Raw genomic sequence first — 24,089 nt, forward strand, 5'->3', positions numbered from 1 at the left:
GATGATTCTGATTCTTCTGCCAAACGCCGATTACGATCCGACCGAAAGCAGCGTGCCGTGGCAGGCGTTGCGCAACGCAGACATCGAAGCGCGTTTTGCCACGCCACAAGGCCTGCCGGCCTATGCCGACCCACGGTTGGTGAGTGTTGGTTTCGGCCCGTTGAACGCCATGCTGATGACCCGTAAAGCTGACCTGGACAGCTACGCGCAGATGATCGAATGCGCGGCATTTCGGCAGCCGCTGGCGTATGCCGATGTCGATCCGTCTCAGTTCGAAGGTCTGCTGATTCCCGGCGGTCACGCCAAAGACATGCGCAGCCTGCTGGAGTCCGGACAGGCCCGGCAGATCGCCCTGCAGTTTTTCAAGGCACAGAAACCAGTGGCGGCAGTGTGTCATGGCGTGTTGTTGCTGGCGCGCACCCTCGATCCCGACACTGGGCGTTCGCTGCTGTTCGGGCGCAAGGTCACAGCGCTGCTGGCAGCAACCATGGAGTTGCCGGCCTGGCTGCTGACCGCACCGTGGCTGGGGCGCTACTACCGCACCTACCCGCAGACCGTCGAGGCAGAGGTGACGGCTGCGCTTTCGCGCAAATCCGACTTTGTACGCGGCCCGCTCATTGCCAGACGTGATAGCGCAAAAGCGCCGCAGACAGGGTTCGTGGTGCGCGACGGCAATCTGCTCACGGCACGCTGGCCCGGCGATTGCCATCACTTCGCCGCAGAATGGGTTGCCATGCTGCGGCAGGTTGAATGACCACTCCCCTGTAGCAGCTGCCGCAGGCTGCGATCTTTTTGCTGTTGCAGGCTCAGGGCAACAACAGATAAACCGCGCTCGCCGCCAGCAACAAAGCCATCAACCGATTGAACAGGCGCATCCCCGCCGGATTGCCCAGATACCCGCGCAAAAACGTTCCGGCGTACACCCAGCAACCGACCGACAGATAACAGATCACCAGATACACCGCCGCGAACTGCCAGACCAGCCGCGCCTCGCCATCGGCGACAAACGCGCCCATCCCTGCCACACACGCCAGCCACGCTTTCGGGTTAAGCCATTGCATTACCGCGCCGTACAACATCGACGGCGCCCGCCCCGCCTCGCCTGCATGCAACTGGCCGTCATCGGCAGCCAGTTTCCAGGCCATGAACAACAAAAACGCCACCCCGGCCAATTGCACCACCCGGGTCAGGAATGGCCACAGTTTCAGGACTTCATGCAATCCCAGGCCCATCAGCACCAGCAACAGCACAAAACCCAGCGTCGCTCCCGCCACGTGCCGCTGACTGGCCCGAAAGCCGAACTGCGCCCCGGAACTCAGCGCCACTATATTCACCGGCCCCGGGGTTATGGACGCCACTAGCGCGAACGCCGCCATCGAGACAATCAGACTCATTACACACCTGCTTCAGACTGGAAAACGAGGTGTCAACAGTAGCCAGGGCTTTGCACTGCGTATTGAACAAAATTACCTGGGGCAACCATTCACTCGCCTCCAGACACCGGTACCGTAAACCGAAACTCCGTACCCTCCCCCGGCTCACTGCTGGCCTCGATCCGCCCGCCATGGGCTTCAACAATCCCCTGCGTAATGTACAAGCCCAGTCCGGTTCCGGTCGGGTTGCCCTCCTTCACCGTCCAGTAGCGGTCAAACACCCGCGCCAGGTTTTCCTTGGGAATGCCTTCGCCGGTATCGCGCACGGTAAACACGATTTCCTTGCCGTCAGATTTGGCCAGCACGCCCACCGAACCTTTGCGCGGGGTGAACTTGATCGCGTTGCCGATCAGGTTCGACAGCACCTGAAACAGGCGCTCCGGGTCGGCGTGGATTTTCAGGTCGGGATCGGCTTCGAACGAGATATTGATGTCCTTGTCCAGCGCCAGCGGCCCGAGCAATGACTGGGTTTCCTCGAACATCTGCCCGACGTCCAGGGTCTGCGGGGCGATGGTGTAGCGCCCGGCATCGATCTTCGAGGTGTCGAGCAAGTCTTCGAGCAGCGTGTTCATCCGCCCGGCCGCCTGCTGCATGGTGTCGATCGCGGTGGAGATGCGCCGCGAGGTGTGCGGGCCGTCAGAACTGAAGGTCTTCTGCATCATGCCGCAGAGCATCGAAATCACCGTCATCGGGTTGCGCAGGTCGTGGGAGACCACCGCCACCAGTTCATCACGGGCGCGCACCGCCTCTTGCTCGCGGCGTACCTGTCGCGCCAGGTCGTTTTCCAGTGCCGAACGGCGCAAGTCATTGGCCGCAAACAGATCACCGTGACTCCACTTGGTGGAGATCCCGGCCATCTCGACTTTCCAGATTTCGAACGAAGTGCGCGGGCGCAGACGCAGGCCGGCGTCGGAATTTTCCAGATCCAGCGGCTTGCGCGGGTCGCCGCTCCAGTTGATGTTTTCCTTGACCTCGGGACGGAACCACATCACCCCGTTGTCCACCGGTTTGGGCAGGCTCATGGCAAGCACGCCGCTGGCCACTTGCTGAAAGTGTGCAGCCGGCGGATAGACGCTCGCCAGATGATGGCTGGCGAACACCGGCTCACCGGTTTCCTGCAACCACTTGTGCAGGGCGCGAATGTCTTCCGGCTCCGGGCAGTTGCCATAACGGTGCAATTGCTTGTCTTCGATGATCGCAATGCCTCCGGCGCCGGCCAGCGCCATCAGCACTTGTGGCTGCTGCGCCAGACCGTCGAAGACGTTTTCCGGCGAGTCGATCATGGCCTGATTGAGCAGCGCCAACGCCTCGACTTTCTCCTCGCGCTGGCGGCTGATTTCCAGCGCTTCCATTGCACTGATCTGCAGCGACAGCACCTGACCGATGGTCTGGCAGGCGCTGCGCAACTCATGCGGCACATGCAGCGGCTGGCGGTTGCCGCAGCTGATCAGGCCCCAGAGCTTGTCGCCCTTGAGCAGCGAGATGCTCATCGACGACAGCACGCCCATGTTCTTCATGTACTGGCAATGAATCGGCGAGACGCTGCGCAGGGTGGCGAAACTCAGGTCCAGCGGGGTCTGGGTGTCCGGGCGCAGCTTGGGCACCAGCGGCACTGGCTGATAATCGGCATTCGGGATGATCCGCAGCCAGTTGGTGCGGTACAGCTCACGCGCCTGTTCGGGGATGTCCGAGGCCGGGAAGAACAGGCCGTTGAACACTTCCATCGATGGATCGGACGCCTCGGCGATCACCTGACCGTGACCCTCCTCCTCGAAGCGGTAGATCAGCACCCGGTCGTAACCGGTCATCGCCTGGATTTCCTTGACGCTGATGTCGTACAGGGCCTGCAGCGAAGTGGCCGCTTGCAGTCGCTGGAGCATGCGCCCCAGATGGGTCTGGTTGCCGGCGACGTTACGCGGCTGGAAATTTTCAACGTGGATTTCCAGTTCCAGAATCAACACGTCTTGATGCCGGTGCAGCAGACCTTCGAACGCGGTGCCGTTGAGGCGACAGTGCAGCGGTCCGGCATCGGCAAATACCGGTTGTTGCAACGCCTCGCGCACGGCCGCCGCATGCGTCTCACCCAGCAATTGGTGCAGCGGCTGGCCGACCAGTTCCTGCGCCGGGCGTGCCAGCAGGGTCTCGACATTGGCGCTGATCTGAATGATTTCCAGCGCCGGCTCACTCAGGGTCAGCAACAGGCCATGGGGCTGGATTGCCCCGGGAAAGCGGATCGGTTCGTCGGCACAGTTGGCCAGCAGTTCTTCAAAAGCTTCTTGGTCTTGCGGGTTCATGCCAGTACCTCCCGGCTTTCGAGCCAGCGCTCGAAACAACTGAATGTGGTTCGGGCCGCCGCAACCACGGCTTCACGTTCGCTCGCATCCAGCGATCGACTGCCCAGGTATTCAATGAAATCGCGCCAGCGGCGGCCGGTGGCGGCGCCATAAATGTCGAGGAATGCCGCGCCATTGTCGGCATTCAGGCTCAACCTCGAGGCGATTTCGCGGCGCAGGATCTGCCCGCCGAGGGTTGCCCCTTCCAGCACGTACGTCACTCCCAGACAGGCAGCGCTGGAGTCGATCACGGGCAGCGCCTGACACAGCGGCAAACGGGCGATAGCCTCGACCGACAGACCCTGGGCCCTCAGATCATTGAACAGGGTCGGCGCCTTGAGACGTGGCGCAAGATCGAAATCGACCGGGATCACGCCACTGTCGAGCAATGCGCTTTCCAGCGGCCGATAAAAGCCGTAGTAGGCCTGCATCAGCCGCAAAAAAGCGTTGGAATCGAGGGTATCGGAGAAAAAAGGAAGACGTTTTTCCAGTGCGATGTGCAGTTCGGCAGTGCCGGCTCGCAGATCTTGCAGCACCGGTGGCACATAAACTTCACGGGCCTTTGCTTGCATGTAGATCGCTCTTGGTGGGGCCGCTTCGGGGCCGGCAGGGTGTTTGCAGCTTTGGACGGATATTACACGGCAAACGCCTTTTTCTGACTTGGCGCATAGATTTTTCTGACGAAACCAGCGCCTTCAGACCTTTCAGAGTTCTGAAGAATCAGAAAAGTTCGAATCGTTTAAAGGGAGGTGCTGAAGCTGTACCGCGACAGCACCGCGTGACTGTACGGGTCAACATGCCCGCCGCCTGTGATAAAAAAGCGTCATCGCTTCTGGAGCCCAAGCCCATGGATCTCGCCACGTTCTCGCTGTTTCTCCCGGCCTGTTTCGCCCTGAACATGGCCCCGGGCCCGAACAACCTGCTGTCGGTCAGTAATGCCACCCGCTATGGCTATCGTCGGGCGTGCGCCGCCGGTGTCGGACGGATTATCGCGTTCGCCGCAATGATCGCCCTCGCCGGCGCGGGATTGTCGGCGGTGCTGCAGACCTCGGAATGGCTGTTCCATGCGATCAAGATCATCGGCGCGGCGTATTTGCTGTACCTGGCCTGGCAACTCTGGCGCGCCAACCCCGAGGCCGAGCAGCAGGTCGCCGGAGCGTCGGTGGGGTTCTGGCGGCTGGCGCGTCAGGAGTTTCTGGTGGCGGCGGGCAACCCGAAAGCGATCCTGTTGTTCACCGCGTTTCTGCCGCAATTCGTTGATCCGAGCCGCCCGGTGCCGGCGCAATTCGCGGTGCTCGGCGCGCTGTTTCTGCTGCTGGAATGGATCGCCATCGGCGCCTACGCGTGGATGGGCCTGCACATGCGCCGCTGGTTCGCCGAGCCGCGCGGCAAACGGATCTTCAACCGTTGCTGCGCAGGGCTGTTGTCGGCGGCGGCTACGGTGTTGTTGATGGCGAAACGCGCTTAAGCCTCGGACGGGCCTTTGAGCTCGACCTGATTGCCGTCCGGGTCGAAGCAGTACAGCGACAGGCCGTAGCCCTCGGCACCGAAGCGTCGGGCGGCTTTTTCTACGGTCAGGCCATGCGCCTGCAAGTGCTCGGTCAGCGCCGGTTCATCGAACGGCTCGATGCGCAGGCAGAAGTGATCGACGTTGCGCCGCTCGGTACCGGCCGCCCCGCCGCCCTTTTTGCCAAGTTCGCCTTGCAAGTCGACGAGGTCGATCATCGAGGTGCCGGCGCGCAGGTGTACCAGACCCAATGGTTCGTTGTACCTGACCACCTCGGCACCGAATACCTGACCGTAAAAATCGATACTGCGTTGCAGATCGGCGACACGCAGGACGATGTGATCAATATGTTGAATCGAAAACGGATGCATAAACTCGACACCTCACCCACTCTGTAGGAGCTGCCGAAGGCTGCGATCTTTTGCTTTTGATTTTAAGAAACAAGATCAAAAGATCGCAGCCTGCGGCAGCTCCTACACGGTAGTTCAGGGCATTTGAAAATTCACTGTCGATTTTTCGGTGGAGCCATCGAAATCCTGGATTTAAGCTCTGGCCATGAACATACAAACCGCACTGTTGCCGCCCCACGCCGAGATGGTTCGCGCCATGCTCGAACGCGACACCGCCTACGAGGGGGTGTTCTTCACGGCCGTGAAAACCACCGGGATCTTCTGCCGCCCCAGTTGTACGGCGCGCAAGCCGAAACCGGAAAATGTCGAATTCTTCGCCCATGCCGATGAGTGCTTGAGCGCCGGTTATCGCGCCTGCCTGCGCTGCAAACCGCTGGACGCTGCGGCCATCGCCCCCGATTGGGTGCAGCGCCTGCTCGAAGCCGTGGATGCCGACCCAGAGGTACGCTGGAGCGATGCGCAGTTGCTGGCCGAAGGCATCGAACCGCTGAAGCTGCGGCGCTGGTTCAAGCAGCATTTCGGCATGACCTTCCATGCGTGGCTGCGCACCCGCCGACTCGGTATGGCGCTGGGCGGAATCAAACAAGGCACCTCGATTGACCATGCGGCGTTCGATTCCGGCTACGAATCACTCAGCGGTTTTCGCGATGCGTTCCAGAAGTCGTTCCACATCACCCCGGGCCGCGCGGCCAACAGTGAACCGCTGCTGTTCACCCGCCTGACCACGCCGCTGGGGCCGATGATCGCGATGGCCGAACGTCGCGGACTGGTGTTGCTGGAATTTCTCGATCGCCCGGCGCTGACCCGCGAAGTCGAAGAGCTGCAAACCCGCCACGGCTACGTGGTCGCACCGGGGCACAACGCGCATTTGCGGCAGATCGAAGAGCAACTCAACGAATATTTTGCCGGGACGCGCAATGCATTCAGCGTCCCGCTGCACCTGCCCGGCAGCGCGTTCGACCGGCAAGTCTGGGAGCAGCTGCTGCAAATTCCTTATGGCCAGACCAGCACCTACGGCAGCCTCGCGGCACGTCTGGGCAAACCCGGCGCCAGTCGAGCGGTGGGGCTGGCCAACGGGCACAATCGGCTGGCGATCGTGGTGCCGTGCCATCGGGTGATCGGTGCGGACGGTTCGTTGACCGGCTATGGTGGTGGACAGCCGCGCAAGGCGTTTCTGCTGAGGCTGGAAAACGCTGCGGTGCAGCTCACGCAACCACTGGCTTTCTGACGCTTTGCAGCACTCACAAGAAGGGATTTCGATGAACGCGCTCGACACTCGGTTCCACCAGTTACACCAGGAAGGTCTGCTGATCCTGACCAACGTCGCCGACGCCACCGGTGCGCGGCTGGTCGAGCACGCGGGCGGTAAAGCGGTCGCCACCAGCAGCGCGGCAGTCGCTTGGGCGCATGGCTATCCCGACGGCAACACCCTGCCCCTCGAACGGCTGATTTCAACCGTGGAATCCATCGCGCGGGTAATCCAGGTGCCGCTGAGCGTGGACATCGAGGCGGGTTATTCCGATGACCTTGGCCGTGTGGCCGAAGTGGTCGACGCGGTGCTTGCCGCCGGTGCGGTCGGGATCAATATCGAGGACGGCAGCGGCGCCCCGGAGCTGTTGGCGCGCAAGATCGAAGTAGCACGCGAAGCCGCCCGCAAGCGCAATGTGAAGCTGTTCATCAACGCGCGCACGGACGTCTACCTCAAGGGCCTGGTACCGGCCGAGGATCGCGTCGCCGAAACCCTGCACCGTTCAGCGTTGTACCAGGCCGCCGGGGCCGATGGCTTGTTTGCCGCTGGCGTGACCGCCGCTTATGAAATCGAGGCAATCTGCAAGGGCACGTCACTGCCGGTGAACGTGCTCGGCTTCGCCTGCCTGCCCTCGCCAAATGAACTGCAAGCCTTGGGCGTACGGCGCTTGAGCGCCGGGTCCGGGATCGCTGAGTTCCTCTACGGCGCGATGGGTTCACTGGTGAAAGGCTTCCTCGCCAGCGGCAAGCTCGACACCCACGATCTGAAGGCGCTGACCTACGGCGAAGTCAACGGACTGCTGAAATAGCATGCCGGATCGTTATCAGGCGGCCAGCGAGTTTCTGGCAGCGCTCGACGAGGACTGGCAGCGCCACGTTGCAGCCGTCGGCCCGTGCCTGCATCAACCGCACCCGGCGCGTGCCCCATACGAATCGCTGGTTCGGGCGATTGCCTATCAGCAACTGCACGCCAAGGCTGGGGATGCAATTGTCGGGCGTCTGGTGGCGCTGTTTCCGGGGCAGACGTTTCCCCGGCCGGAACAGATTCTCGCGACCGACTTCGATCAACTGCGCGGCTGCGGTTTTTCGGCGGGCAAGATTGCGACCATTCAGGGCATCGCCCAGGCAACACTGGACGGCGTGGTACCGGATTATCCCACCGCGCTGGCGATGGACGATGAGGCGCTGATCGAACGTTTGGTCAGCCTGCGCGGGGTTGGCCGCTGGACCGTGGAGATGCTGTTGATCTACAGCCTGGAGCGCATGGATATTCTGCCGGCGGATGACTTTGGCGTGCGCGAGGGCTATCGGCGGTTGAAGGGGCTGGAGGTGCAGCCGACGCGCAGGCAGATGATCGAGACCGGACTGGCGTGGAGTCCGTATCGGACGGTGGCCGCTTGGTACCTGTGGCGCATACCCAAACCGCAAATCCCCTTGTAGGAGCTGCCGCAGGCTGCGATCTTTTGACTTTGATCTTTTGAAAAGCAAGATCAAAAGATCGCAGCCTGCGGCAGCTCCTACAGGGGAATGCGTTGCAAAGGTGGGAGCGAGCCTGCTCGCGAAGGCGCCAGTCGATTCAACCTCAAATCAAAGACCTGACTTCAACTTGCTGAACGCCCGAATCAAAGCCCGGTTGAACGCCTTGCCATTGTCATTCTTGCTGTACAGCGAAGCCCGCACCGCCTCCGACGGATACGTTCCCGGATCATTACGGATCGACGCATCCACCAGACCATCCGCCGCCGTGATCGCATTGGCGTAGTGGATGGTGTCGGTGATCGGCGCGATCACCTCAGGCGTCATCAAATAATCCATCAACGCCAGCCCGGCCTGTGGATGCGGCGCATCCTTGGGAATGACCATGGCGTCAAACCAGATCAACGTGCCTTCTTTGGGAATGCGATAACTGAGCTGGAACGGCTTGTTCGCCGTTTGTGCCTGCCCCGCCGCAATCGCCACGTTGCCGTTCCACGACATCGCCACGCAGGTGTTGCCGTTGGCCAGGTCGCTGATGTTCAGGTCGTTGTCGAAGTAGCGAATGTACGGGCGGATCTTCGCCAGTTGCTGTTCGGCGAGTTTCAGGTCATCGAGGCTCTGCCGGTTGATGTCCAGGCCCAGGTACTTCATGACCGCAGCGAACACCTCGTTCGGGTCGTTGAGCAGGCTCACCCCGCAATCGGCAAATTTCGCCACCACCGCCGGGTCGAACAGCATCGCCCAGCTGTCGGTCGGCGCGTTCGGCAGACGCTGCTTGATTGCCTGCTCCTGATAACCCACGCCGGTGGTGCCCCAGGCATAAATACCGGCATAACGGTTGCCCGGATCGAACACCGCCATGTGCTGGCGGAACTCGTCACCGACTCCGGCAAAGTGCGGCACCCGCGCCTTGTCCAGCGGCTGGATCGCACCGCTTTCAATGGCCCGCGACAGGTGCTGGCCGGCGGTCAGCACCAGGTCATACCCGCTGCGCCCGGTGAGCAGTTTGGTCTCCACGGTTTCCAGCGAATCGAAGTGATCGGCGACCACCTGAATGCCGGTCTGCGCCTCGAAATTCTTCAGCGTATCCGGGGCCAGGTACTCGCCCCAGATATACAGATTGACCACCGGTCTGGCGGGGTCGGCGGCCTGCACACACAGGGGTGCAAGCACCAGCAATAACGCTTGAGTCAGTTTGTGCAGGCCCATCATCACACCCCCTTGCGATTAGACGTGCCGGCGTATTGCGGCATGGTGATGCACGCGACGTTGCCGCCACCGAGGAGGATTTCCCGGGAATTTTCGATGCCGACGATCTTGTGCTGCGGGAACAGCTCGGCGAGAGTCGCCATGGCCACCTGATCGTTGCGATCACCGAACAGCGGCACCACGATCGAGCTGTTGCCGGCGTAGTAGTTGATATACGACGCACAGATTCTGGTGCCGGCCTGACGGGTGTGAGTGCTGTCCTGCTGATCGAGGCCTTCGGCTTCTTCGGCGGTCCACTCCAGCACGTCCGGTTGCGGCAGCTTGTGCACGATCAACTCGCGGCCACGGCTGTCACGGGTGCTGCGCAGGATGTCGTAGGCCTCTTGATAGATTTCCCACTGCGGATCGTCGCGGTTGTCGGTCCATTGCAGCACCACTTCGCCGGGGCGCACGAAGCATGCGAGGTCATCGACATGGCCATCGGTTTCGTCGAACTTGCAACCGCGCGGCAGCCAGATCACTTGCTCGGCGCCGAGGTAATCGGTCAGGCGCCGGGTAACTTCATCCTTGCCCAGATGCTGGTTGCGATTGCGGTTGAGCAGGCACTGTTCGGTGGTGAGGATGCTGCCCTGGCCGTCACTCTGGATGCCGCCGAGTTCGGCTATCAGCGGTGCGCGGTAACGGTCGAAGCGTTCGATTTCGAGGATCTTGCTGGCGATCTGGTCGTCCTTGTCCCACGGGTAGTACAGCCCGCCGTCGAGGCCGCCGTAGGCGTTGAATTCGAAGTCGACGCCACGCACTTCGCCGCTCTGGTCGTTGACCACAAAGCACGGGCCGCTGTCGCGGAACCAGGTGTCATTGCAGGTCATCTCGACCACGCGCACCTGCGGCGGCAACTGGCGGCGCGCAGTGGCGAATTGCGCGGCGGAGGCGCAGACGGTGACCGGTTCGCTGTGGGAGATGGCGGTGACGATCTGCACCCAGACTTTCTGCGCCGGTTTCGCGCCGTTGCGCCACACGTCGGTGCGCTCCGGCCAGCCGAGCCAGCAGCCGGACTTGGCTTCGAATTCGCCGGGCAGACGGAAGCCGTCGTGTTTGGGGGTGGAGTCGAGCAAACGTGCCATGGTCAAACCTCGTCTTGGGGTTGGGAATGACCACAGGCTACGATCGCAGGCGGCAGGCCCGCCAACGATGATTATTGCGGAACAGTTGAATTCAACTCATCAATCGGCCAGTTGATCGTTGAACCATTCGAGCATCTGTGCCACCGCCGGACGCTCCAGGCGCAGCCGCTCGCAGACCAGCGCGTATTGGCCGAGCGCGGTCATGCTTGACGTGAATGGCCGCACCAGCCGCCCGCTCAGCAAATCCTCCTGCGCGGTAAGGTTGTCGCCCATCGCCACACCCTGCCCCTGTGCCGCCGCTTCCAGCGCCAGACCGGCATGGGCGAAATACAATTGGCGCTGCGGGCGCAGATCGCCGGCGTGACTGGTCAGCCAGGCGGTCCAGGTCTTGCCGTCCTGATCGTCGTGCAGCAGACAATGGCGCGCCAGGTCTTTCGGGGATTTCAGACTGCCCTGGTTGAACAGCCCCGGGCTGCACACCGGGAAGAATTGCAGCGCCGGTAACGGCCGCACGAAGTAGGCGCTGCTGTCCACCGGACCGGTGCCGTAGGTGATCGCCAGGTCGATATCTTCGCCCGGCGCGCTGGCGTCGATCGGCTGTTCGTAGAGATGCAGGGTGATGTGCGGATAGCGTGCGTAGAAATCGGTGAGACGGTTCATCAGCCACTTCTGCGCCAGCTCGGCGGTGACCGCCAGACGCAAGACCGCCAGCGAGGAAGGATCGCGCAGTTCATCGCAGGCTTCACCGATCAGTTCGAAGGCCTGTTGCAGGCTCTGCATCAGACGTCCGGCGGCGATGGTCGGACGGATCTGCCGGCCTTCGCGGATGAACAGCGAGACGCCGAGTTGTTCTTCGAGCTGACGGATCTGGTGGCTGACCGCGCTGTCGGTGACGCACAACTCGGCGGCAGCCCGGCCGAAATGCGCGTGGCGGGCGGCGCATTCGAAGGTTCGCAGGGCGGCCAGTGAGGGGAGTCTTCGCATGGGTTGGGGTGCCTTTTTTTGGGACATGCTGACCGGGCCTTGAGCAGGCGTCCAGTGGCTCCGCGTTATCGTTCTTCGCGAGCAGGCTCGCTCCCACATTTTGAAATTCGTTCCCCTGTGGGAGCGAGCCTGCTCGCGAACGCGTCTGCATGATCGCCACAAACCTTCTAGGCTCAACCGCACCACTTCAGCCACCGGAGGCCCCCTCATGCACCTCGAAGGCTCCTGCCACTGCGGCGCCGTAACTTTCAGCCTGACCAGCGCCCATCCCTACCCCTATCAACGCTGCTACTGCTCGATCTGCCGCAAGACTCAGGGCGGTGGCGGTTACGCGATCAACCTCGGTGGCGATGCGGCCAGCCTCAAGGTTCAGGGGCGCAAACACATCAGCATCTACCACGCGAAGATGAAGGAAGCAGGTGAAAAACGTGCCCATCGCAGCACGGCCGAGCGGCATTTTTGCTCACAGTGCGGTAGCGGCTTGTGGCTGTTCAGCCCGGAATGGCCGGAGTTGATTCATCCGTTCGCCTCGGCCATCGACACCCCGTTGCCGGTGCCGCCGGAGCATACGCATTTGATGCTGGAATCGAAGGCGCCCTGGGTCGAGGTGGATGCGAAACCCAAGGACAAGCAGTTTGCGGTGTATCCCGAGGAGTCGATTGCGCAGTGGCATGAGCGATTGGGGTTGGTCAAATAAGTACAGTTTTGTGGTGTGATTGATGGCCCTATCGCTGGCAAGCCAGCTCCCACAGGTTGCTGGGCGTACACAAAGCCTATGGGAGCTGGCTTGCCAGCGATAGGGCCGGAACTGACAACACAAATCAGTCGAGATGCGCCCAGGTCATCCGGAACGACGCCCCACCCCACACCGATTCCCCGACCTCGACCTGCCCGCCATGGGACTGCGACACCCTCCGCACCAGCGCCAGACCCAGGCCGAAACCGCCGGTACGACGGTCGCGACTGGCATCCAGCCGCGAGAACGGCTCGAAGATCTTCTCCCGACCTTCCACCGGCACACCCGGACCGTCGTCGTTGACCCGCACTTCGTAGTAATCGCCGCTGCGCACCAGCGTCACCTCGACACGCTGCTCGGCATAACGAATGGCGTTGCGCAGCAGATTGATCACCGCCCGCGCCATAAAGCGCGGCTCGATGCGCACGGTGTCGAGCCGGCAGTCACCGATCAGCAACTGCACCCCCGCCGCTTCCGCCTCCAGCGCCACGCTGCCGACCACGCTGTCGAGCCAGTTGGCCGCTTGAATGTTTTCGCACTTGATCACCGTCGCGCCGCGTTCGAGGCTGGCGTAGGTCAGCAGCTCGGAGACCATTTCTTCCAGTTCGCCAAGGTCGGCGTACATGTCGGCGATCAGTTCGCGGTTCTGGCTGGCGTCCGGTTGCTGCTTGAGCTGGTCGAGTTCGAACGACAATCGCGCAATCGGCGTGCGCAGCTCGTGGGACACCGCGTTGGTCAGTTCGCGCTGATTGGCGATCAGGCTCTCGATGCGCGCCGCCATCAGGTTGAAGTGTTCAGCCAGGTCGCGGATGTTCGAGCGCTTGGACAGTTGAATGCGCACCGACAGATCGTTATCGCCAAAGCGCTCGGCGGCCAGACGCAGTTTTTCCAGATCGCGCCAGTGCGGGCGCACCCAGAAAAACAGTACGCAGCCGATCAGCACCGCGATCATCAAATAGGCACCGGCAATGTAGAACGGCATCAGGCTGGGTTCGGCGGGCAAGCGGATGCTGAGCAGCTGCGAGCCGCCGTCGATGGCAGAAATGTATTGGGTGTATTTGTCGCGGATCACCAGCAAGCCTTGAGCAAGCTCGGCTTTTTCCTCGTCGCTGAGCGCCAGTTGATCGGCTTCGACCAAGGTCAACCCCAAGCCATAGTGCGGGCGCAGGGCCTGCAGTTGTTTTTCACGGGCCGGGCCGTCGAGGTTGCGCAGCAACTCTCCCAGCGTCCAGGCCTGACCACGCACCGCCTCGCGGTTGTAGTCCTGCATCTGATAGTCGAGCAAGGCGTCGAACGTACGCTCGACAGTCTGCAACGCCAGGACCAGGCCCACCGTCATCACCAGAAACAGCCCGAGGAATAACCGCAGCATCTACAGCTCCCACGCGAACGGATTGAACAGATAACCCTTGCCCCACACGGTCTTGATGCACACCGGCTCGCGGGGATTGTCCTTGAGTTTGTTGCGCAACTTGCTGATGTACACGTCGACGCTGCGATTGAGCCCGTCGAACGCGATGCCGCGCATGCGGTTGAGAATGTCATCGCGCGACAGGGTCTTGCCGGCAGCGCTGGCCAGCAACCACAGCAGCTCGAATTCCATGGTGGTCATTTCGATGATCTCGCCGGCCAGACGCACTTCGCGACAGCTGCGATCGATGCTCAAGCGCCCGAACTCCAGCGCACTGACCACGCCGGCTTCCGGCATCTGCCGCCGCTGCAAGGCGCGCAGCCGCGCGAGCAATACCGGCGGTTTGATCGGTTTGATCACGTAGTCGTCGGCACCGGATTCCAGGCCGAGAATATGGTCGAGGTCGTCTTCCTTGGCGGTAAGGATGACAATCGGCGTGTCCGACACACTGCGAATCTCCCGGCACACGTGCAGGCCGCTCTGCCCCGGCAGCATCAGATCGAGCACCACCACTTTGGGCTGGAACTGGAGAAACGCGGCCACCGCCAGATCACCGCGATGCACCGCGCGCACCTCGTAGCCATGCTGCTCAAGAAAGTGCGCAATCAGCGTGGCCAGACGCTCATCGTCTTCGACCAGCAGGACTTTGCCAAAACCCAGGTTATCCATAACGACCGTCTGCCAACCCATGTGTGAAATGGTCGACAGTATGGCGGGATTCGTTGGCAGAGGCCCGTTATCGGTGATGTTTCATACTCTTAAGAGTTTTTAACAATCACACGCAAAAGATCGTCCGAACGCGGCCCGAGCCTTCGGCAGCTCCTACAGGGAAACGCATTCCAAATGTAGGAGCTGCCGAAGGCTGCGATCTTTTGACGTTGTTTTTTCGAACGGGTTATGCGGCGACCGGCACACCACTGTGAAAGCGAAACTCTTCATCCGGCGACTCGATCAGCTCCTGCTCGGCAGCACGTACCTTGTCGATCACCTGAGCGATGTCCTTCGCGTCGCCGTACTGGTAAGCAAGTTTCAGATAACCCTGAAAGTGCCGCGCCTCGCTTTTCAGCAGGCCGAAATAGAACTTGCCGAGTTCTTCGTCGAGATGCGGCACCAGCGCTTCGAAACGCTCGCAACTGCGTGCTTCGATAAATGCGCCGACCACCAGGGTATCCACCAGTTTCACCGGCTCGTGGCTGCGCACCACTTTGCGCAGGCCCGAAGCGTAACGCCCGGCGTGCAGTTGGCGCAGTTCAATCTTGCGGCGTTTCATGAGGCGCATGACTTGTTCGTGGTGCACCAGTTCTTCCCGGGCCAGACGCGACATCATGTTGATCAGGTCGACGTGGGAATGGTACTTGGCAATCAGGCTCAGCGCGGTGCTGGCAGCCTTGAACTCGCAGTTCTTGTGGTCGATCAGCAGAGTTTCCTGATCGGCCAGTGCCGCCTGTACCCAGGCGTCGGGCGTGCGGCAGCCAAGGAATTCGTGGATTTCGGGAAGGATCATGGGGCTCACGGTAAAAGGTCTACGAGCAAAGGCCGCCGATTATACCGGCCTGCCCGCAGACCACCAGTCGCAGGCGTTGATATGCATCAAGTCGCAGGCGCATGAGCAGCAACTATAGTTGTGCAACGCCGTGCCTTTTCTTTGCTGGAGACTCCGCTCATGCAAGCCATTCGCAGCATTCTGGTGGTCATCGAACCCGAACATTCGGAAAGCCTGGCGCTCAAGCGCGCCAAGCTGATCGCCGGCGTGACCCAGGCCCATCTGCACCTGCTGGTGTGCGACCGCAAGCACGACCACGCCGGCATGCTCGGCGTGCTCAAAGCCGCGCTTTTGGCGGATGGCTACAGCGTGACCACCGAACAGGCGTGGAACGAGAGCCTGCACGAAACCATCATCGATGTGCAGCAAGCTGAAGGCTGCGGTCTGGTGGTCAAACAGCATTTCCCCGACAGCGCCCTGAAAAAAGCCCTGCTGACCCCGGCCGACTGGAAACTGCTGCGGCACTGTCCGACCCCGGTGCTGTTGGTAAAAACATCCACTTCCTGGAAAGACCGAGTGATTCTTGCGGCTGTGGACGTGGGCAATGCCGATGGCGAGCACCGGCATTTGCACACCACGATCATTGATCACGGCTACGACATTGCCAGCCTCGCCAAGGCGCATCTGCATGTGATCAGTGCGCATCCGTCACCCATGCTCTCGGCAGCGGATCCGACCTTTCAACTCAAGGAAACCATCGAAGCGAGGTACCGCGAGCAGTGCAAGGCATTTCAGGCCGAGTTCGATGTGGATGATGAACATCTGCATATCGAGGAAGGCCCGGCGGATGTGCTGATCCCGTTCATGGCGCACAAACTGCAGGCGGCGGTGACCGTGATCGGCACCGTGGCGCGGACCGGGTTGTCAGGCGCACTGATCGGCAATACCGCCGAAGTGGTGCTGGATGCGCTGGAGAGCGACGTGCTGGTGCTCAAGCCGCAGGAGGTTGAGGATCATCTGGGGGAGCTGGCGGTGAAGCATTAAAAGCAAAAGATCGCAGCCTTCGGCAGCTCCTACAAGGGAATGCGTTCCACCTGTAGGAGCTGCCGCAGGCTGCGATCTTTTGATCTTCAGGCGCCGAAGGCGTCTTTCAGGAAGCCCGGTGCGATATAGCGCTGATAATGCGCTTCCGACAGCAGGAAAAATTCCCGATCAATGGCATCGCGCAACTCCGGCAGGTTCCAGTCGCGGAACTCCGGCAGCAACACCATCCCGTAGGCTTCCAGATTAATGATCACCCGCGCCCCGCGCGCAATCAGCTGATAGGCCCAGCAATATTCCGACTGATGCGGCACAAAGCGGATCTTGCGCTGTTCCAGCTGTTGGCGCAGGCGCGCCGGATCGAAGATCTCGACCTTGCTCGCCATCACTTGTGACAGCAATTGCTCCAGACGCAACCACACAGCACGCTTTTCCTCCTCGCCGTAACCATTCCAGTGGATCACTTCGTGGTGGAAACGCTTGCAGCCACGGCACACCAGATCTCCGTAAACAGTGGAGCAGAGGCCGACGCAGGGGGTCTTGATGGTTTGATTGGGCATAAATTGGCAAAACACTGAAACGCGGAACAGGTCGGCATGTTAGCCCTTTGTCGGGCATTGATCACCCCTCAAACGTCAGGGGCAAGCGCTGGGTCGGCGTTTACCCTAACCGCGCACAACGCCACCAAAGTCCAATAGAGCGCGACTTACCTTTAAATTTTTTTTGCCGTAGAATCAGCCAGCCTTTTAAGGCGCCAATGTCCGTTAGAAGCTGTTTTCAAAGCGTCACGAGCACAGTCGTTCCTTCAGAGCGGTGTTGGCGAAGGGTTTTTCCAGCGGGGAAAAGCCCAACGCCAACCCTCATCAGCTCCCCGTTCTGCAGGCGTAAAACTTTGAAAGCAGCTTCTGTAAGGAATTGCCGGTAATTCTGGCCAAACGACCCACAACGTCGTGCGGTGCATGAGTACGGCAATTTCGGGATGAGCGTCCCGGACACCCATTTGGGACCACTGATGAGGGTAATAACTGTGCTTGAAGCCTACCGCAAACATATCGAAGAGCGTGCAGCCCTGGGTATCGTTCCCCAGCCGCTTAACGCCGAACAAACTGCAGGCCTGGTCGAGCTGCTGAAGAATCCTCCGGCTGGCGAAGAAGCTTTCCTCGTTGACCTGATCACCAATCGCGTACCACCAGGAGTGGACGAAGCCGCTTACGTCAAAGCCGGTTTCCTGTCAGCCCTGGCCAAAGGCGAAGTCACCTCCCCTCTGCTGGACAAGAAGCGCGCTGTAGAACTGCTCGGCACCATGCAGGGCGGCTACAACATCGTGACTCTGGTTGAACTGCTGGACAACGCCGAACTGGCGCCAGTGGCTGCCGAAGAACTCAAGCACACCCTGCTGATGTTCGATGCCTTCCACGACGTGGCTGAAAAAGCCAAGAACGGCAACGTTCACGCCAAGGCCGTGCTGCAATCCTGGGCTGACGGCGAGTGGTTCAAGAAGCGCCCGGTGCTGGCCGACAAGATCAGCCTGCGCGTGTTCAAGGTCACCGGCGAAACCAACACCGACGACCTGTCCCCGGCACCAGACGCCTGGTCGCGTCCTGACATCCCGCTGCACGCCCTGGCCATGCTGAAAATGGCCCGTGACGGCATCGTTCCGGACGAGCAAGGCAAGACCGGCCCGATGAAGCAGATCGAAGAGATGCGCGGTCAAGGCTTCCCGATCGCCTACGTCGGTGACGTGGTCGGTACCGGCTCCTCGCGTAAATCGGCGACCAACTCGGTGCTGTGGTTCTTCGGCGACGACATCCCTTACGTGCCGAACAAACGCGCTGGCGGTTTCTGCTTCGGCAGCAAAATCGCTCCGATCTTCTACAACACCATGGAAGATGCCGGCGCACTGCCAATCGAGTTCGACGTATCGAACATGAACATGGGCGACGTGATCGACCTGTACCCGCACGCTGGCAAAGTCTGCAAGCACGGTACCGACGAAGTCATCACCACCTTCGAAATGAAGACCCCTGTGCTGCTGGACGAAGTCCGTGCCGGCGGTCGTATTCCGCTGATCATCGGCCGTGGCCTGACCGAGAAGGCTCGCGCCGAACTGGGTCTGCCGGCATTCGATCTGTTCAAGAAGCCGGAAGCACCGGCTGAAAGCACCAAGGGCTTCACCCTGGCGCAGAAAATGGTCGGCAAGGCGTGCGGTCTGGCAGAAGGCAAAGGCGTTCGTCCTGGTACCTACTGCGAACCGAAAATGACCACCGTAGGTTCTCAGGACACCACCGGTCCAATGACCCGTGATGAACTGAAAGACCTGGCGTGCCTGGGCTTCTCCGCTGACCTGGTGATGCAGTCCTTCTGCCACACCGCGGCGTATCCGAAGCCGATCGACGTAACCACCCACCACACCCTGCCTGACTTCATCATGACCCGCGGCGGCGTTTCCCTGCGTCCGGGCGACGGCATCATCCACTCGTGGCTGAACCGCATGCTGCTGCCGGACACCGTGGGTACCGGTGGTGACTCGCACACCCGTTTCCCGATGGGCATCTCGTTCCCGGCCGGTTCCGGTCTGGTCGCGTTCGCCGCTGCCACCGGCGTCATGCCGCTGGACATGCCGGAATCGATCCTGGTGCGCTTCAAAGGCAAAATGAAACCTGGCATCACCCTGCGTGACCTGGTTCATGCCATTCCTTACTTCGCCATCCAGAACGGTCTGCTGACCGTCGAGAAGAAAGGCAAGAAAAACGCCTTCTCCGGCCGCATCCTGGAGATCGAAGGCCTGGAAGGTCTGACCCTGGAGCAGGCGTTCGAACTGTCCGACGCCTCGGCCGAACGTTCGGCTGCCGGTTGCACCATCAAGCTGTCGAAAGAGTCGATCACCGAGTACCTGCAGTCCAACATCACCCTGCTGCGCTGGATGATCGGCGAAGGCTACGGCGATGCACGTACCCTGGAACGTCGCGCGCAAGCGATGGAAGCCTGGATTGCCAACCCTGAGCTGATGGAAGCCGATGCCGATGCCGAATACGCCGAAGTCATCGAAATCGATCTGGCCGACATCAACGAGCCGGTACTGTGCGCACCGAACGATCCGGACGACGCCCGTCTGCTGTCCAGCGTGGCTGGCGAGAAGATCGACGAAGTGTTCATCGGTTCGTGCATGACCAACATCGGTCACTTCCGCGCTGCCGGTAAACTGCTGGATCAGGTCAAGGGTCAGCTGCCAACCCGTCTGTGGCTGTCGCCGCCGACCAAGATGGACGCTCACCAACTGACCGAAGAAGGCTACTACGGCATCTACGGCAAGGCCGGCGCACGCATGGAAATGCCAGGCTGCTCGCTGTGCATGGGTAACCAGGCACGCGTTGAGCCGAACAGCACCGTGGTCTCGACGTCGACCCGTAACTTCCCGAACCGTCTGGGCGACGGCGCGAACGTCTACCTGGCTTCGGCCGAGCTGGCGTCCGTGGCTTCGATCCTGGGTCGCCTGCCGACCGTCGAGGAGTACATGGAATACGCTGGCAAGATCGACAGCATGGCGGCCGATGTCTACCGCTACCTGTCCTTCGACCAGATCGCCGAGTTCCGTGAAGCTGCTGCGAACGCCAAGATCCCGGTGGTTCAAGCCTAACGTTACAACGCAATGAAGAACGCCGCCCATCGTGAGATGTGCGGCGTTTTTTTATGCGTGCTCACAGCAGATAAATACATTTGTGTTCGACATTCCCCTGTAGGAGCTGCCGAAGGCTGCGATCTTTTGATCCTGCTTTTTAAGATCAAGAGCAAAGATCGCAGCCTTCGGCAGCTCCTACAGGGATTCGTCAGGTTTCACGGCTTGCTGCACCGCCCCGTCGACGCTCAGCCCGCTGAGAATCACACGGTTGCTCGTTACTTCGGGCAATGCCTCCAGCACCGTCAGTGCCTCATGCTTGAGTCGCGCCAGAATCAGGCGCTTGCCCTCCTGATGCACCCGCAGGAAAAACTCCTGCATTGCCTCGATGCTGGTGCCGTCCAGGTCGGGGGTTTCCTCCAGACTCAGGATCACTGTGTGCACTGGCGCATCCGAATGACGAATCAAGCGCAACGCTGCACCAAGAACCCGCTCGACATTGGCAAAGAACAACGCCTCACTGGGCCGCACAATCAGCACTCCCGGCTCAGTCACCGCCGTCGGGTGACGCTGCAGATCGACAAAATCATGCCCGCCATCAATGCGCCCGAGCACCTGAATGTCCGCCGCCGACATCTGTTTGAGCATCAGCAGCACGCTGATCGCCACCGACACCAGCAAGCCGTCGAGAATGCCCAGCACCAGCACCGCCCCCACCGCACACAACACCAACAGCCGATCCCGGCGCCAGACGAAGTAACGCCCCAATGGCTGCAGACTCAAGCCGCGCGCCAGCGCATGAATCACGATGGCCGCCAGAATCGGCTCCGGTGTCAGGGCGATCCACGGCAGTACCGTCAGCACGATCACCAGCACCACCAGCGCTGCCACGCCACCGGCCCAGCGTGAAGTCGCGCCGGCGGCCTCGTTCGCCGACGTCGCCGAATAACCGGCCCCCGCCGGCATGCCATGGAACAATCCGGACAACAAGTTCGCTGCGCCGAGCGCCAGCAAGTCACGGTTGGAGGTCACACGGTCGCCGTGCTTGAGGGCGAACGAACTGATCGAGCCGTACGACTCGGCGTACAGAATCATCACCAGCGCAAACCCCACTTCCCCCAGCCGCAGCCAGTCGGCAAACGGCAGCGCCGGCAGGCTCGGCACCTCCAGGCTCAGGTCGATCAAACCGATCATGTTCACGCCATGCGCCGGAAGGTTCAGCCATTGCCCGGCGACGATGCCGATCACCACCACCAGCAAACCGCCAGGCACCCGTGGAAAGCGCGAGAACAGTCCCAACAGCACCAGCGCCACCGCTGCGACGGCCGCCGCCGGCCAGTTCCACTGCGGCAGTTGTTCGAGCAATTGCGGGGCGAAGCGCACCAGATTGGCATCGGTCAGGTGCACGCCGACCACACTGGCGACCTGCTTGAGGATGATGGTCAGCGCGAGGCCGAAAGCGAAGCCGCGCAGTACCGGTTTGGCGATAAACGCGGTGACGCTGCCAAAACGAAAGATCCCCGCCAGCAAGAACAGTCCGCCGGTGACCAGCACCAACCCGACCGCCAGCGTCGCGCGCAACTGCGGGTCGCCATTGGCCATGGTCGCCGTGGCCGCCGCCAGCACCGCTGCCGAGGATGACGTAGCGGAAACAATGGCAAAACGGCTGGTGCCAAACAGCCCATAACACAGCAGACCGGCAAACAGCGCAATCACCCCAGCCTGGGGCGCCAGCGCGGCGATGGTCGAATAGGCCACCGCTTCGGGCAACAACAGACCGGCAATCGACAGACCGGCGAGGATGTCCTGCCAGCGATTGGGGGGTTCTACAGATTGGGGCGCGCTCGACAATCCACTGTCTCCAGACGAAAAAAAGCCGCTGTGCGCGTCACGCACAGCGGCCACTGTAGCTGAAAAGCGTAAGATCGCAGCCTTCGGCAGCTCCTACGGGGTTTGTGTATACCTGTAGGAGCTGCCGCAGGCTGCGATCTCTTGATCTTCAAGCAGTCAGCGAATAAATCACCGCCGAAATGGCCACCAGACCGACCAGGGTAACGAATACGTTCGACGCCTGACCGCGATAACGCGCCATCGCCGGTACTTTACGAATCGCGTACATCGGCATCAGGAACAGGATCGCCGCGATCACCGGACCGCCAATGGCCTCAATCATCCCGAGAATGCTCGGGTTAAGGGTCGCGACGATCCAGCACACCACCAGCATGAACGCCGCGACGATACGATCCAGCGCCTTGGCGCCCGGACGCTTGCCGCTCTTGACGATCAGGCCCTTGAGGCCTTCGCTGGCACCGATGTAGTGGCCGAGGAACGACTTGGAAATCGCCACAAAGGCAATCAACGGAGCCGCAAAGGCGATGGCCGGGTTGCTGAAGTGGTTGGCCAGGTACGACAGGATCGACAGGTTCTGCGCCTTGGCTTCGGCCAGTTGTTCCGGCGACAGGGTCAGCACGCAACTGAAGACGAAGAACAGGACCATCACCACCATCAACAGGTGGGCACGGCAGAGGATCTGCGAGCTGCGCTGCTCCGCATTGACGCCGTAACGACGCTTCTGATCCACCGCGAACGCCGAGATGATCGGCGAGTGGTTGAACGAGAACACCATCACCGGAATCGCCAGCCACAGCGTGTGCAGCAGCGCCGACGGTGCCGGCACTTGCGAGGCAGTAGTGAGAATGCCGCCGTTCCAGTGCGGAATCAGGTACACCGCGAGGAAAAGCAGCGCGACGATGAACGGATACACCATCAGGCTCATCGCCTTGACAATCGCCTGCTCGCCGCAACGCACCACAGCCAGCAGGCCGAGGATCAGCACGAACGACAGCAGCGCGCGCGGGGGTGGCGTGATGTGCAGTTGGTGTTCGAGGAAGCTGGCGACCGTGTTGGTCAGCCCGACGCTGTAGATCAGCAGGATCGGAAAGATGGCGAAGAAGTACAGCAGGGTGATCAGCGCGCCGGCCTTGATACCGAAATGCTGCTCGACCACCTCGGTAATGTCCGCGCCTTCGCGACCGGAGAGCACGAAGCGGGTCAGGCCGCGGTGAGCGAAGAATGTCATCGGGAAGGCCAACAGCGCGAGGATCACCAGCGGCCAGAAGCCACCCAGACCGGCGTTGATCGGCAAAAACAGGGTACCGGCGCCAATGGCCGTCCCGAACAGTCCCAACATCCACGTGGTGTCATGGCGATTCCAGCTCGAAAGTTCAGCTGGTGCTGCCGCTTCATAGCGTGCGTCGACGCTATTGGCCTGATCATTCATCCGGTCGGATCTCCGCATTCCGGTCACTTGCCACTCGGTCAGGACGCGTCGGAAAAAAACCGACAGACATGCTCCGGCCGAAACAGGGGCGCGATTCTCCGTGATAAATGAGCAGAAGCAAAGACTTAGCTGAGGAATGGTTGTGCGGAGCAGATCAGCGGGTTGTCGTTTTCGGGAAAATGGCTGTCGGCTCCGGATACGTGAGATGTCGTTTTCCGGCAAGTTTCAATGTAATACGAGCGGGAAGACTTGATCAGATTGATCGAGCCAGCATGAATCCGAGTGACATGCAAAACAGGCCGAACGCCAGCATTCCCCAGATTGGGTACATATCGCCCTTGTGTCTGATGCGCATTTTTTCAACGTCCTCATCGTATTCTCGATCTGCTCGTTCAATCATGGCCTGACGATCAAATGTACTCATGGTGATTTCCTTTTTTAGAGACAGGATCTGAATGGTATAAACGCGAACACCTAAAACTTAAGTGAAAGTCCTACAACGGCTGCAGTTGCGGTCAACCCTCCTGTAACGACCGCAAGCGGGTAAAAATACGTCTCCCACCTCAGCTTGTTTTCTTCCGCCATAAGTTTTTTCCTCTCGGCCGCAAGTTTCCGTATTTCACTCATTATTCTTTCGAGTTCCAGGTGTTCCCGATTGTTTTGAAGCATTTGCCTTCCTTGGCTATTGGCTGTCACTTCCAGAGCTGCTTTGTACCTCATGATTGCTTGCTCATCGGCAGCCGCATAGCAGACGCATCTGCCAAATTCGTAGGCAAAATCCGCGAAAATCGTAGGTAG

General features: G+C 60.8%; 22 protein-coding genes. 8 read left to right on the forward strand and 14 right to left on the reverse strand.

Features of this window, described 5'->3' with window-relative positions:
- Position 1: 1 nt before the first annotated feature.
- Positions 2 to 754, forward strand: a complete 753-nt coding sequence (locus LOY52_RS15415; protein ID WP_258674824.1) for a DJ-1/PfpI family protein — start codon at positions 2 to 4, stop codon at positions 752 to 754.
- Positions 755 to 806: 52 nt separating this feature from the next.
- Here LOY52_RS15415 and LOY52_RS15420 read toward each other — a convergent pair whose 3' ends face one another.
- The 3 genes from LOY52_RS15420 to LOY52_RS15430 form a co-directional block, all read right to left on the reverse strand.
- Entirely contained in the window at positions 807 to 1,394 is a 588-nt protein-coding gene (locus LOY52_RS15420) for a LysE family translocator (RefSeq protein WP_202370730.1), read from the reverse strand.
- An 89-nt stretch (positions 1,395 to 1,483) separates the two neighbouring features.
- Positions 1,484 to 3,727, reverse strand: a complete 2,244-nt coding sequence (locus LOY52_RS15425) for an ATP-binding protein (RefSeq protein WP_258674827.1) — start codon at positions 3,725 to 3,727, stop codon at positions 1,484 to 1,486.
- Positions 3,724 to 4,338 carry a biliverdin-producing heme oxygenase gene (locus tag LOY52_RS15430; RefSeq protein ID WP_258674829.1) on the reverse strand — a complete coding sequence of 205 codons (615 nt, stop codon included), beginning with the start codon at positions 4,336 to 4,338 and terminating at the stop codon, positions 3,724 to 3,726. The genes LOY52_RS15425 and LOY52_RS15430 overlap by 4 nt, the downstream gene beginning before the upstream one ends.
- A 275-nt stretch (positions 4,339 to 4,613) precedes the next feature.
- Between LOY52_RS15430 and LOY52_RS15435 the strand changes: the two genes are divergently transcribed.
- A complete protein-coding gene (locus LOY52_RS15435) occupies positions 4,614 to 5,234 on the forward strand; it encodes a LysE family translocator (protein ID WP_258674831.1) in 621 nt (206 codons plus the stop codon).
- Here the strand turns inward: LOY52_RS15435 and LOY52_RS15440 are convergent.
- Positions 5,231 to 5,644 (reverse strand): VOC family protein, encoded by a 414-nt coding sequence (locus LOY52_RS15440; protein ID WP_258674834.1) that lies wholly within the window; start codon positions 5,642 to 5,644, stop codon positions 5,231 to 5,233. The genes LOY52_RS15435 and LOY52_RS15440 overlap by 4 nt on opposite strands.
- A gap of 184 nt (positions 5,645 to 5,828) precedes the next feature.
- Between LOY52_RS15440 and LOY52_RS15445 the strand changes: the two genes are divergently transcribed.
- From LOY52_RS15445 to LOY52_RS15455, 3 genes are read left to right on the forward strand one after another with little or no spacing between them, the layout of a single operon-like run.
- The gene (locus LOY52_RS15445) at positions 5,829 to 6,911 is read left to right on the forward strand and encodes a bifunctional transcriptional activator/DNA repair enzyme AdaA (RefSeq protein ID WP_258674836.1); all 1,083 of its coding nucleotides are present in this window, start codon (positions 5,829 to 5,831) and stop codon (positions 6,909 to 6,911) included.
- Positions 6,912 to 6,942: 31 nt separating this feature from the next.
- Positions 6,943 to 7,740, forward strand: a complete 798-nt coding sequence (locus LOY52_RS15450; protein WP_258674838.1) for an isocitrate lyase/phosphoenolpyruvate mutase family protein — start codon at positions 6,943 to 6,945, stop codon at positions 7,738 to 7,740.
- A 1-nt stretch (position 7,741) separates the two neighbouring features.
- Complete coding sequence (locus tag LOY52_RS15455) at positions 7,742 to 8,371, forward strand: DNA-3-methyladenine glycosylase (protein ID WP_258674840.1); 630 nt, start codon at positions 7,742 to 7,744, stop codon at positions 8,369 to 8,371.
- A gap of 147 nt (positions 8,372 to 8,518) precedes the next feature.
- Here LOY52_RS15455 and LOY52_RS15460 read toward each other — a convergent pair whose 3' ends face one another.
- The 3 genes from LOY52_RS15460 to LOY52_RS15470 form a co-directional block, all read right to left on the reverse strand.
- Positions 8,519 to 9,616: an extracellular solute-binding protein gene (locus LOY52_RS15460; protein WP_258674841.1), complete on the reverse strand. Its 1,098-nt coding sequence runs from the start codon at positions 9,614 to 9,616 to the stop codon at positions 8,519 to 8,521.
- Between the two features lie 2 nt (positions 9,617 to 9,618).
- Entirely contained in the window at positions 9,619 to 10,740 is a 1,122-nt protein-coding gene (gene aguA, locus LOY52_RS15465) for an agmatine deiminase (RefSeq protein WP_258674843.1), read from the reverse strand.
- Positions 10,741 to 10,839: 99 nt separating this feature from the next.
- Positions 10,840 to 11,724 (reverse strand): LysR substrate-binding domain-containing protein, encoded by an 885-nt coding sequence (locus tag LOY52_RS15470; RefSeq protein WP_123587923.1) that lies wholly within the window; start codon positions 11,722 to 11,724, stop codon positions 10,840 to 10,842.
- Between the two features lie 208 nt (positions 11,725 to 11,932).
- On the opposite strand from LOY52_RS15470, the gene LOY52_RS15475 reads away from it, so the two are divergent.
- Positions 11,933 to 12,421 (forward strand): GFA family protein, encoded by a 489-nt coding sequence (locus LOY52_RS15475; RefSeq protein ID WP_258674844.1) that lies wholly within the window; start codon positions 11,933 to 11,935, stop codon positions 12,419 to 12,421.
- Positions 12,422 to 12,545: 124 nt separating this feature from the next.
- Here the strand turns inward: LOY52_RS15475 and LOY52_RS15480 are convergent, their stop codons facing one another.
- The 3 genes from LOY52_RS15480 to LOY52_RS15490 all read right to left on the reverse strand — a co-directional run bounded on the left by LOY52_RS15480 (position 12,546) and on the right by LOY52_RS15490 (position 15,375).
- The gene (locus tag LOY52_RS15480) at positions 12,546 to 13,832 is read right to left on the reverse strand and encodes an ATP-binding protein (RefSeq protein WP_258674845.1); all 1,287 of its coding nucleotides are present in this window, start codon (positions 13,830 to 13,832) and stop codon (positions 12,546 to 12,548) included.
- Complete coding sequence (locus tag LOY52_RS15485; RefSeq protein ID WP_139055957.1) at positions 13,833 to 14,540, reverse strand: response regulator; 708 nt, start codon at positions 14,538 to 14,540, stop codon at positions 13,833 to 13,835.
- Between the two features lie 226 nt (positions 14,541 to 14,766).
- Positions 14,767 to 15,375, reverse strand: coding sequence for a tRNA-(ms[2]io[6]A)-hydroxylase (locus tag LOY52_RS15490; protein ID WP_258674848.1), 609 nt, complete (start codon positions 15,373 to 15,375; stop codon positions 14,767 to 14,769).
- Between the two features lie 159 nt (positions 15,376 to 15,534).
- Here LOY52_RS15490 and LOY52_RS15495 point away from each other — a divergent pair, with 159 nt between their 5' ends.
- Positions 15,535 to 16,398: a universal stress protein gene (locus LOY52_RS15495; protein WP_258674850.1), complete on the forward strand. Its 864-nt coding sequence runs from the start codon at positions 15,535 to 15,537 to the stop codon at positions 16,396 to 16,398.
- An 86-nt stretch (positions 16,399 to 16,484) separates the two neighbouring features.
- Here the strand turns inward: LOY52_RS15495 and LOY52_RS15500 are convergent, their stop codons facing one another.
- On the reverse strand, positions 16,485 to 16,955 hold the full coding sequence (locus tag LOY52_RS15500; protein ID WP_007965774.1) for a DUF1289 domain-containing protein: 471 nt from the start codon (positions 16,953 to 16,955) through the stop codon (positions 16,485 to 16,487).
- A 467-nt stretch (positions 16,956 to 17,422) separates the two neighbouring features.
- Between LOY52_RS15500 and acnB the strand changes: the two genes are divergently transcribed.
- Complete coding sequence (gene acnB, locus LOY52_RS15505) at positions 17,423 to 20,032, forward strand: bifunctional aconitate hydratase 2/2-methylisocitrate dehydratase (protein WP_027613175.1); 2,610 nt, start codon at positions 17,423 to 17,425, stop codon at positions 20,030 to 20,032.
- Between the two features lie 177 nt (positions 20,033 to 20,209).
- Here acnB and LOY52_RS15510 read toward each other — a convergent pair whose 3' ends face one another.
- From LOY52_RS15510 to LOY52_RS15520, 3 genes are all read right to left on the reverse strand, one after another.
- Positions 20,210 to 21,862: a SulP family inorganic anion transporter gene (locus tag LOY52_RS15510; RefSeq protein ID WP_258674852.1), complete on the reverse strand. Its 1,653-nt coding sequence runs from the start codon at positions 21,860 to 21,862 to the stop codon at positions 20,210 to 20,212.
- Positions 21,863 to 22,010: 148 nt separating this feature from the next.
- Positions 22,011 to 23,291, reverse strand: coding sequence for an HAAAP family serine/threonine permease (locus LOY52_RS15515; RefSeq protein ID WP_258674854.1), 1,281 nt, complete (start codon positions 23,289 to 23,291; stop codon positions 22,011 to 22,013).
- A gap of 253 nt (positions 23,292 to 23,544) precedes the next feature.
- Positions 23,545 to 23,715, reverse strand: a complete 171-nt coding sequence (locus LOY52_RS15520; RefSeq protein WP_258674855.1) for a hypothetical protein — start codon at positions 23,713 to 23,715, stop codon at positions 23,545 to 23,547.
- Between the last annotated feature and the right edge of the window lie 374 nt (positions 23,716 to 24,089).

Source organism: Pseudomonas sp. B21-051, from assembly GCF_024748795.1.
In the GTDB taxonomy this organism is placed as follows: domain Bacteria; phylum Pseudomonadota; class Gammaproteobacteria; order Pseudomonadales; family Pseudomonadaceae; genus Aquipseudomonas; species Aquipseudomonas putida_A.